The sequence below is a fragment of the Nitrosomonas eutropha genome, assembly GCF_003201195.1.
Classification (GTDB): Bacteria; Pseudomonadota; Gammaproteobacteria; order Burkholderiales; family Nitrosomonadaceae; genus Nitrosomonas; species Nitrosomonas eutropha.
Window position 1 is genome coordinate 34,611 of record NZ_QICQ01000025.1, and the last position, 9,800, is coordinate 44,410.

A 9,800-nucleotide genomic window follows, 5' to 3' on the forward strand; every position below is an offset into this window, starting at 1 on the left:
TCGGATAAAATTAGACCTACAGGTAGCGTTTAAAAAGGAAAACACGGATGAAAACAATTGCAGTAGCAACCCAAAAGGGCGGGCAGGGCAAGACAACCATCGCATTACACTTGGCATTTGCCGCGGAAGAAGCGGGTTTAAAAGTGCTATATGTCGATATGGACGAGCAGGGTAATGGTAGTCTGGTTCTGGCAGGAGACAGCAAGATAGCCCATGAGTCAGGCTATTCTGCTTTGACGGTCAGCACATTATTTGACCCTGCCACCGGGCAGCACCTCAAACCCCTGGTTACCGAAAAAAATATTGATCTCATAGCGCCCGATAGTCTTTTGCCCCAATACATACAAGGCACGTTCGAACTTGGCAGCCCCGCACTGGCTGCACCCCGCACTGTATTGGCAAGATTCGCGAATGATTACGACTTGTGCATAATAGACGCACCGCCCGCCATGGGCCAGGTGCTTGCCGCGCTTCTGGCTGCATCTGACGCAGTTATATCCCCCATGAGCATCGATCTTTTTTCTATTGATGGTGTTGCTAATTTGCTAGAAACGATCACTAGAATACGCGACGCCGAGAATCCAGCTCTCATACAACTTGGCATCGTTCCCAACCAAGTGAACACCCGCAGCAAGTACGAAATGAATACACTGGAAGATTTACGTAGCGCCTATGGAGCGCTTATCACACCCTACGCCTTTAGCTTACGGTATGCCGTCAAGGCTGCGATTTCTGCCAGAAAACCCGTATGGCGGGCTGTCAGCGGTTCCAGCCATCGCAAAGCTGCACAGGAATGGAAAGACAATTGCCGAACTGTGCTTGAACAATTGAATGTATTGGAGAGCCAACAATGACCAGCGATAAAAAACTGAAGACCCGAGGATTATCGACGATTCCCCTGGAAGCAATACAGGCTATGAGCTACAAACCATATCTCCCAACCAACGCACAACAGCAGGCGCTAGCGCGCCTAATTGAAGCAGCCAAAGGCGATACAGGACAAAGCCGCTGCATTGCAGAATTCTTGCTGGCATGGTGGAATGCAGATACCTATGGAGGTTTCGACCTCACAAAACTATGGGCTGTGGACTTATCTATATGCCACGATATGCAAACTGTCTTTAGCCTGATTGCAGAACAACACCATTACCCTGATCATTTCGAGCTGGCCGACGATTTTAAAGAAATTATCAGACAGTGGCGACCCGAGAGCCTTGACTGAAAACCGTACATTTAAAGGATCAACATGAGCAATCCTATCATTAAAGCTGCCGCTGGCAAGTTTGGTAAAGGCATTCAATCGCTAGCTGTTGAACAGTCAGTGGCCAAAACTCCCGAAATCCCATTAGACCTCATCATTATCAAAAAACAGGTGCGCGATGAATTTGAAGATGAGGAAAACCCGCTTTCTGAAATGGCCGATGACATGAAAGAACTTGGTATTTTGCAATCCATACTGGTACGGCCAGTTCAAGGCGGCAAATACGAACTTATCGCTGGCGAGCGCCGTATCCGCGCCGCGAAGATAGCGGGGCTAAAAACCATTCCGGCCCTGGTTAGGACTTTAACCGATGAACAGGTTGAACGTGCCCAGTTCATTGAAAATATCAAACGCAAGAATTTAACTCTTAACGAGCAAGCCAAGCGTATCCAACGTGACCTGGACGCTTGTGGCGGCGACGTTGAGGCCGTATTGAAAAAATACGGCAAACCCAAAAGTGGTCGCGTATGGATTTACAAAATGCGGGGGCTTCTGAACCTGTCCGAACAGGCACAACGCCTTATCTCGGAGAACATCACCGCCGATATGGAAGTCATTAACGATGTACGCCAGATCGAGAAAGTAAATCCAGGCAAGGCAAAGGAAACGGTAGATGCACTCAAAGCAGCCAGTACTGCAAAAAAATCCACAGTTACAACGGATGCAAACGGAAATAATAATGCCGCTGCAAAACCTACCAAATCCGGCAATCTGCGCGAAATTTCGCGCAATGCCAAAGCCGAGGTAGCCCCGACCAAACGTCAGATAGCCAAGAAAGACGACGATAAGGTCAAAGAAAACCAGGCCACGCCGCGTAACCGAGACGCCGGGGTACCCGGCCAGGTTTTTACCATTTCACCCGCCGCATCAGCCTCCATCCCGCTCGACAATGAAGCAAGGGACGATATTTCACAGGTTGACGACGAAGCAGGCCGCGCCGCTCTTGAAGAAATGCTACACGGGTTTTTCGACAAAGGCGCGAACACTGTAGAATGGGTTGCTGCGGTTTCTGAAGGGATTCGGAAAAGAGATTATGACGACTCTTCCATGGGTAGGCTAAAATTAGCCGCCCTTTCAGCAGGCTTCGCCAAGTCAGGGGATTTCAACTTAGATGTGTTGATAGACAGAGCGAAGAATCTTTAAACACCCGAATGCATGACCTTAAAAAAACGTTTTTATTATTCAAAAAACCGGATGCAAGCGCCCGACTTTGATCGGGCGCTTGCTTTTACACGTACACGCGAGAACACTCAGGCAATTGCCAGAGATTATCTGGTGGCACGTCACTCACTTGATACGATAACTGCTACATTCGACACCACGAAACAAAACATATTTAGAGCTGTTGCTAGACTGATCGAAGATGCGCAAACAGCCCAGGAAACCATCATTAAAATCAGGCGTGTATTCAACAGGCTGAACATTCCCAAGAAGCAATACAATACAGCGCGTGAGTTTTTTTTTACGTCAAAAAGTCTGGATGAAATTGCTCAACAAGCAAATTCAACAATTGAAGATGTTTTAAAGATCGCACGATGCACGATCAAACATTACCAGCTACATGCGAACAAAGACGCCATTAAAGAGCGGGAGGTCGAATTCGATAAAATTCTTCGGTATAGCAGAGCGGGAGAGAAATCCATCCAAATCTGCTACGATCATTTTGTGATTCAAGACACTTTGACAGTGATTGCGAAAAAACATGAAATCACAAAACAAAATACATACAACATCATCAAACGTTTTGAAGAAGCTCAGATCCGCTATGAAGCTGAAAATCCACTCAAAAACAGAAGACGCAGAATAACAAAACCCTGAACCGGGAAATTTTCTTATTCAGCTTCCTTCGCACTGATCGAAAGACAAACCTACTACAGCTAACGCCAGATGTTCGCCTGGCGAACATGATAAACGCGCGAGGCGCGCCCAGGTCGTATCTCTACAAAACAAAATTTGTCAGGTACATCGCGATAAATCGCCGTGTTGCATGAAGTATCAGCAGTCTCATTCGAGATTCTTACCGGGTACGCTCTAAATCCAAGGCAGGCGCTGCTCACCTGCCATAGCGGTTTCCGCTGAATTTAAGTGGATCATGTCCAAGTCGCCTTTGGCGCGTTGTGTAGCTTTGCTGATTCCCTTTCGCCTGCCCTAAACGGTAGACCAGCCAAGCCATCGCTCCAAGGGCCGGGCAAGCCCTGAAATCCTCATCTGTTCGCACTCGCTGCGCTCGCTTGCGCTGCAGCTTCCGGTTTCTCCCTTTCCGCACTGTCCTGTCCGGCCCACCTACGGGCAATCACGGCGAAAGGCACTCAGCGAAGCAGATTTACACAACAAAAGGAGAATATTGTCATGAATCACCAAACGAAAATTCAAAAAAAAACCGGCAGTGCATCTAGCAAAGCAGGGGTTGAAAAGCGGGAAAACGAGCGTGAAGCGGCTTTCAAGAACGTTTGGCGCGGTACACACAAGGACTATAGAGGCTGTTTGCCCGATGGCACTTTGACGGTTATGAGTTGGGCTAAATACGGCGGCGGCCTTGTAACTGCTTCGAGTATTTGCGTTGCCGAGTTGGCAGAGCGTCAGGAATTCATCAAGCGCCGCGCACGCTGATTTTGTTTTGCACTGGAGAGCCAAACACTATGACCGGCACCGAATACCGCCAAGCCCGCCTCGCCGAGCGCTAGAACATCGCCTGCAACACCCGCCAAACCGCCTAACAACACGAACAGGAGCACATAATATGAACGAATTTTTCCAGGCGTCCGACGTGATCCACACGCACACCCGCGCGCAGCTCATCGAGGACGGCGACCTGATTGACGTGAGTGAGACGGCACGCGAGGCCGGCTTTATGGTGCCCGTCGCCATCACCCGCGCCGTGTGGCGTTGGCGATGCACATCGGCCCAGGCGATGACTTGTCCCCGGTTATCACCATTATGCAACCTGACGAAGACTAAACCAGCCAAGTGCCCCGAAGGGGCACCTTATCTGCCAAAACCCAAGGAGATACCACTATGACCCGCTTTATTCCAGAGAATGCCGAAGCACGCGAATTTCCCACTGCCGCAATCGTTGCCTATTGCTACCAGAGCAAGAAGGGCCCGGCGTTAGTTGCATACAAAGGTCGCCAAAGTAAGCCGTGTCGTTTTATTGCATTTACTGATGACGAGCGCCGCGATAGCTATTTAGCCGAACTGGTGAAGACTGAAATCGAGATCGAAGACTGGAAGCGTTCCCGGCGTGAAAAAGGCCATGGCTTGGACGTGGGCGACATCGTTTATTCATCATGGGGCTACGAGCAAACCAACGTCGATTTTTACGAAGTTATCCGCGTGCCGTCTGGCCGGTCAGCAGTTGTTCGCCAGATCGAAAAAGACACAACGAGTGCACCAAGCCGCATGTCTGGCCTGGTAACTCCGAAGCCGGGCGCATTCGTCGCCACAGCAAAAGAATCCACCCGACGCGCTGCCGGGCTTCACTGTTTGAACGGCGGAAATCTGACCATCGGCAGTTTGCAGAAATGGGACGGAAAACCGAAAGCCGTTTCTTGGTACGCCTAAAGTAGAATGTATTTAAATAAAAACATAGCGTGGTTGCACACAAAGTGCTTTATAATAAAGTGTACTCTCGTGTTGACTCTTGAGATAATCACTTTAATCTAATTAAAGTGATTATCTGCCATTTCAGGATATATCCAACATTATGAGCGAATACGAATACGAGCAACAAGAAGCCCAAACCGAGGTTTACACCAATGCAGCAGAGGTTGAGATTCAGAAAGAATGGCGCTGGGTGAACCGTTTGCCGGGATATGGCGGCGAGTACACCCAGCATATTAATGAAATTGCACAGGACTACCAGCAAGCCGTGAATCTTGAAATAGAAGCATGGCGAATCCGCAACGGACAAGAACCTGGTGCAGATAATACGCTGGATATATCCGCACAAGACCAGGCACAAGCGCAATCGTTGCGGGCGCAAGCACATGATTTGCGCATTGAGAGCGTGAACAAGGCTGGGGCTATCGCTCAATCTATAAAATCACGCTGGAATGAACAACAAATCAGCCTGGCACGGACAGGCGAAAAACAGATCCACCTGAGCTGCGACATTAATCGCGATATTCAACGCTAACACAAACGAAAAGAGAAAATCATGAATCAAGCACAAATGCAGGAAGCAACCGACCGGCTGCGCAAGGAAGAAAAAAAGGGAGAAGGCAGTTTTGCTTCTGGTCTGCTGTTTTGGGCTTTTGTTCTATCAGCGCTATACAGCTATTTTTTTAAATGAAACGATTGCTTGAGAACAGTACTGGAAAAAAGGATCAGAAGTTTACCGAACGTGCAAAGTTGCGCCTGCGCTTGGCTGCTGGTTTGATTGGCGGGCAAGGGCGCATGTTAAAACTAGATCGAGCAAATTTCTATCCGGAAATGCTCGAAGTGATCGAAAGGCAAACTCCCGAGCAGCGCGACAGTATTAAAACACTTGTCGATTGGCTGGAAGATTATGAGAATGCGGCCAAAGCAGTGGGAATCAGCACGCAACCACTCAAAAAAAGCAAAGGCGGCAGCGATAGCGCCTAAATGCTTTAGAACATACTTTTCAAGGAATAAAATATGAATATTTATACGAATTACATCAAGCTTTGTGTGACATTGGTAAACCCTCTTTTGCGGGTGGTCAAAATGACCCGTGGTCTGCCCGACTGGTTTGCCCTTCTGGTATTGGTGGTTCCATTTTTGGCGTTGGGTATGGTGTTTCCAATGACTGTCTATGTATTCTGCTTGTTTTTTCTCACGGCGCTGGCCAGCATGGTTGTGGATGTTTGCCGTGTCGCCCGATTGTTATAACCCGCGGATTGATAAGATTGTGAACTACGATGCTTAACAGTTTTATTTATCATTTTAAATGATAATGAAAGTCGCACGCTACACATGCCTATTAATGCTTACTGTGGCTTGCTCGACCGGCGTAGCCACAGACGAGCAAACCACGAAATGCACACTGCATTTTTCTACCGGCCAGATTCTTACCAACGTACCCGTTGCGGAGACTCAAATGGAACAAGAGCGCGGCCTATCCAAAACACACGATGTTAGCCGGGGTATGCTGTTTATCTGGCCGCAAGCGGCTATGCGTGTTTTTTGGATGCGTGACACCTGGATGCCACTGCAAGTTGGATTTTTTGACAGCAGCGGAAATCTTTTCCAGATCGAGGACATGGAACCAAATACAGACACTCTACACGAGTCGAAACAGGCCGCTAATATGGCGCTAGAATTGGCCTCGGGCCAATATCAAGCGATGGGATTTGTGGCCGGTAAAACCGTCCTGTTACGCGGGCAATGTAACTAATCAGTGAATGGAAAATATAATGAGTGATCCGATCGCGATAAACACCCTGTACGGAGTGAAAAGCATCAACCTTGAAAACCTGATGCAAGCAGCGAAAGAGCAGCCTACACAAATCATTCTGGACGAATTGCGTAGGCGATGCCAATCAGAGGCTGACAAACTGGTCAGCCTGTATCAATTGGCCTACGGCAAAGAAGCTGCGAAAATATGCAATAAAGACATAACGCACAGCTTCGGGAAATAAACTGTGTCTGCATTGCCTGTACTCAACATAGTACCACGTCGTTCTCGGATTCAAGGGCTACGCGCATCGCGCTTGCGGCCAAGGCCGTTTCACCCCTGAGTCCTGCGCTGCGCCGTGCTGTTTCGTCTTCAAACCGGCAATCCCGCCCGGAACTTGAAAGGAGAAATAGCATGTCACAACAAATCTTATCTTTTGAAGCTGCTCACGTCGATACCACCCTATACGTTAAAGATCTTGAAGGGCGGTATACCGTTGCCAGCGATGAAATGATTTTTACAGCGACTCGCGCGGCTATTGAAAGAAAATACCCGGCAAATACTGCGATGACCAAACCGGAAATTGCAGCTGACTACTTTAAAAACAAATTAAATGGCTTTGAGCATGAGGTTTTTAGCATCATCTTCCTGAACTCTCAGTATAGATTGATCGCGTATCGTGAAATGTTTCAGGGAACATTGACGTGTGCCTCGGTATATCCGAGGGAGGTCGTCAAGGCCGCTATCAGCTACAACGCTGCTGCCGTTATTTTGGCTCATTGTCACCCCTCAAAAGAAACAGAACCCAGCCAAGCCGATAAAGCAATCACAAAGCGCTTGAAAGAGGCTTTAGACTTGATTGATGTATGTGTACTTGATCATATTATTGTTGGAGGCAACACAACCAAATCAATGGCCGAAATGGGATTAGTCTAAGGTTTTCGCCAATAAAAAAGCATCCCACAAAAGGGGTGTTTTTTTTTGCTTCACAAACTGCTGAAGTAGCAGGCTTTACCTGTCTCGCGTTTTAAGTCGTGAAAGCCGTTCGCATTACTCCATATCATTTGCCAATTCCGGTCGATCTGCATTTGGAGCCGCCTTTTCCCGACGCATAGCTACACGGCCATTTTGTTCAAGGGAAAGCCCCGCCTGCCCCGTGTCCTCACTGCGTTGCGGGCCGCACCAGCCAGGCGGGTCCGCTTGGCGCCCTTGCACAACTCTGCCCGCTTTGCTGTTCATGCGTCAAGGCGGCTCCAAGAAGCAGATTTTAACCAGGCAAAGGAGGAAAACATGATCAATACGACCAATCACAACCACAATAACAGCAAAAGCAAGGCTCACCAAGAAGCAGGGGGGAACAGAAAATGAGCATGGGGGAACAACCAAGGCGAATGGCTGGAATATTCGCGCAGCGGCAGATTTAGCCGTGTGGCAACCGCACCAGAAGAATCAACATGGATTTGTAACGATTGCGGCAATCCGGACGCAGATCCCCACGGAAAATGCTGTCTTTTTTGTGGCTCAGTAGCAGAAATTAACTAACAAATCAGGGGAAAGGATAAGAGATGAACTCATACGAACAGAAACAAGAAGCCCGCAAAATCCGTTTTGAAAAACTGGCTGATAAAGCTCAAACGGAGGGGGAGCGCAGCTACAACCGCGCCAGAGACATGGCCCAGGCGATCCCCTTCGGCCAGCCGATCCTTGTCGGCCATCACAGCGAGACACGCGACCGTAAGTATCGTGACCGCATCCATACCACCTATGGCAAAGCCTTTGCCCTGCAAGATAAGGCTAGGCGTTACGAGCAGAAGGCCGCGAGCGTAGGCACTGGGGGTATTTCCAGCGATGATCCGGACGCCATCGAGAAATTACGCGCCGAGCTGGCAAACGTCGAGCAGGCCCAGGAGCGCATGAAGGCCGCGAATAAGGCCATTCGCACGCATAAGACCGATGAATCACGCATTGCCGTACTGGTTGCCCAAGGCTTAACCGAAACCCAGGCAGTAGAACTCCTGAAGCCTGACTTTGCGGGCCGTGTCGGCTTCCCGTCCTACACCTTGAGCAATAACAACGCGAACGCTCGCCGTATCGCTGGCCGTATCGCCGAGCTGGAAAAGCGCCGCCAGCGTGCCGATGTAGAGCAGGAGGGGGATGGCTACATCTACCGCGAGGACGCCGACGAAAACCGCGTGATGTTTGTGTTTCCTGGAAAGCCAGATGAAGCTACGCGCGGCCTGTTGAAACGTCACGTCTTCAAGTGGTCGCCGTCTCGGGGTGCCTGGGTTCGCCAGTTAAATAATGCCGGATTATGGGCCGCTCGCTCCATCCGGGAAGCTCTGGATAAGGGCGCTGGACTTTAACTAACCACCCCGCTCCGAAGCGGGGATATCATTCACACGGGCACAAAAGATTTTTGCTGAACATTTTTATCGTTTTATTGACGATATAAAGCTGATTAAATTTAGCATAATTTATTATCATAAATTACTTTACATACACTCTTAAGAGTATATGAATACTTCCATGGTTGAGATGTACTCAACCCCGCCCCGGCGGTTCCGGGATTCCAAAAATGGAGCAAATCATGAAAAAAGTTATCGAATGGCAAGCAGGTAACGGATCAAAAATATCACTGGCAGTTTTCGAATACCTCAACGCAGCTATTGTCGATGCAAGAACATGATGCTTATGTACATCTCCGCGTGCCAGCGGAAACAAAAGCCAGATGGGTGCAAAAATCAAGAGAAGCAGGCATGAAACTTACATGTAATAGCTCTTGTTTCGTCTCGACCCAATTTTTCAACGATATTCCAAAAACTTTTTTCATGATTTTGATCAGGCAAACTAGCGAGCAATGTATGTTGACTGTTAGCTCTATTCCAAATATTAGTTTGCCTGATTTGCATCCAAACCAAATATAGTCCTGCCGTTCCTATCAGAGAAATGACCAGCTGTAGTAATGGAACCATATCTCTTGAGAATTCCTGTAAAGACATAGTAAACACCCCCCCTTTCGCTAACGCAATATATAAGACATTGTGCACAAGAGTATCAAGCATAGTTGAGATTGGTGCAGCCAGCTACTTGTAATAGCTTGCGTTTGAAACTGGCCATGCTCGCAATCGACGTGTTTTTCTGCTCACAATAACTGCAACTGAAAAGCTGTTCATGCTCACGCTA

16 protein-coding genes are annotated in these 9,800 nt (G+C 48.5%); 15 read left to right on the top strand and 1 reads right to left on the bottom strand.

The features are described from left to right. Positions 1-47 precede the first annotated feature (47 nt). From C8R14_RS09565 to C8R14_RS09625, 14 genes are all read left to right on the top strand, one after another. Positions 48-854: a ParA family protein gene (locus tag C8R14_RS09565; RefSeq protein WP_011630666.1), complete on the top strand. Its 807-nt coding sequence runs from the start codon at positions 48-50 to the stop codon at positions 852-854. Then, positions 851-1,222 (top strand): DUF7673 family protein, encoded by a 372-nt coding sequence (locus tag C8R14_RS09570; protein WP_011630667.1) that lies wholly within the window; start codon positions 851-853, stop codon positions 1,220-1,222. Before C8R14_RS09565 ends, C8R14_RS09570 begins: the two co-directional genes overlap by 4 nt. 24 nt (positions 1,223-1,246) lie before the next feature. Next, the gene (locus tag C8R14_RS09575; RefSeq protein ID WP_011630668.1) at positions 1,247-2,404 is read left to right on the top strand and encodes a ParB/RepB/Spo0J family partition protein; all 1,158 of its coding nucleotides are present in this window, start codon (positions 1,247-1,249) and stop codon (positions 2,402-2,404) included. Between the two features lie 132 nt (positions 2,405-2,536). Further along, positions 2,537-3,079: a hypothetical protein gene (locus C8R14_RS09580; protein WP_146208370.1), complete on the top strand. Its 543-nt coding sequence runs from the start codon at positions 2,537-2,539 to the stop codon at positions 3,077-3,079. A gap of 531 nt (positions 3,080-3,610) precedes the next feature. Further along, on the top strand, positions 3,611-3,871 hold the full coding sequence (locus C8R14_RS09585) for a hypothetical protein (protein ID WP_011630670.1): 261 nt from the start codon (positions 3,611-3,613) through the stop codon (positions 3,869-3,871). Between the two features lie 130 nt (positions 3,872-4,001). Continuing rightward, positions 4,002-4,280, top strand: coding sequence for a DUF6573 family protein (locus C8R14_RS09590; RefSeq protein WP_041353915.1), 279 nt, complete (start codon positions 4,002-4,004; stop codon positions 4,278-4,280). Continuing rightward, complete coding sequence (locus tag C8R14_RS09595; protein ID WP_011630671.1) at positions 4,277-4,822, top strand: hypothetical protein; 546 nt, start codon at positions 4,277-4,279, stop codon at positions 4,820-4,822. The genes C8R14_RS09590 and C8R14_RS09595 overlap by 4 nt, the downstream gene beginning before the upstream one ends. Positions 4,823-4,964: 142 nt before the next feature. Beyond that, a complete protein-coding gene (locus C8R14_RS09600) occupies positions 4,965-5,396 on the top strand; it encodes a hypothetical protein (RefSeq protein ID WP_011630672.1) in 432 nt (143 codons plus the stop codon). A gap of 21 nt (positions 5,397-5,417) precedes the next feature. Then, entirely contained in the window at positions 5,418-5,552 is a 135-nt protein-coding gene (locus C8R14_RS14135; protein ID WP_258333072.1) for a hypothetical protein, read from the top strand. Beyond that, positions 5,549-5,845, top strand: a complete 297-nt coding sequence (locus tag C8R14_RS09605) for a hypothetical protein (protein ID WP_011630673.1) — start codon at positions 5,549-5,551, stop codon at positions 5,843-5,845. Before C8R14_RS14135 ends, C8R14_RS09605 begins: the two co-directional genes overlap by 4 nt. Before the next feature lie 33 nt (positions 5,846-5,878). Further along, positions 5,879-6,112: a hypothetical protein gene (locus tag C8R14_RS09610; protein ID WP_041353916.1), complete on the top strand. Its 234-nt coding sequence runs from the start codon at positions 5,879-5,881 to the stop codon at positions 6,110-6,112. Between the two features lie 94 nt (positions 6,113-6,206). Then, on the top strand, positions 6,207-6,617 hold the full coding sequence (locus tag C8R14_RS09615) for a DUF192 domain-containing protein (RefSeq protein ID WP_049753170.1): 411 nt from the start codon (positions 6,207-6,209) through the stop codon (positions 6,615-6,617). Positions 6,618-6,636: 19 nt separating this feature from the next. Next, a complete protein-coding gene (locus C8R14_RS09620) occupies positions 6,637-6,861 on the top strand; it encodes a hypothetical protein (RefSeq protein WP_041353917.1) in 225 nt (74 codons plus the stop codon). A 170-nt stretch (positions 6,862-7,031) separates the two neighbouring features. Continuing rightward, a complete protein-coding gene (locus C8R14_RS09625; protein ID WP_011630675.1) occupies positions 7,032-7,553 on the top strand; it encodes a JAB domain-containing protein in 522 nt (173 codons plus the stop codon). A 114-nt stretch (positions 7,554-7,667) separates the two neighbouring features. On the opposite strand, the gene C8R14_RS09630 is transcribed toward C8R14_RS09625, so the two are convergent. Next, a complete protein-coding gene (locus tag C8R14_RS09630; protein ID WP_041353918.1) occupies positions 7,668-7,856 on the bottom strand; it encodes a hypothetical protein in 189 nt (62 codons plus the stop codon). Positions 7,857-8,182: 326 nt separating this feature from the next. On the opposite strand from C8R14_RS09630, the gene C8R14_RS09635 reads away from it, so the two are divergent. Further along, positions 8,183-8,980 (top strand): DUF3560 domain-containing protein, encoded by a 798-nt coding sequence (locus C8R14_RS09635; RefSeq protein WP_011630676.1) that lies wholly within the window; start codon positions 8,183-8,185, stop codon positions 8,978-8,980. Positions 8,981-9,800: the final 820 nt, after the last annotated feature.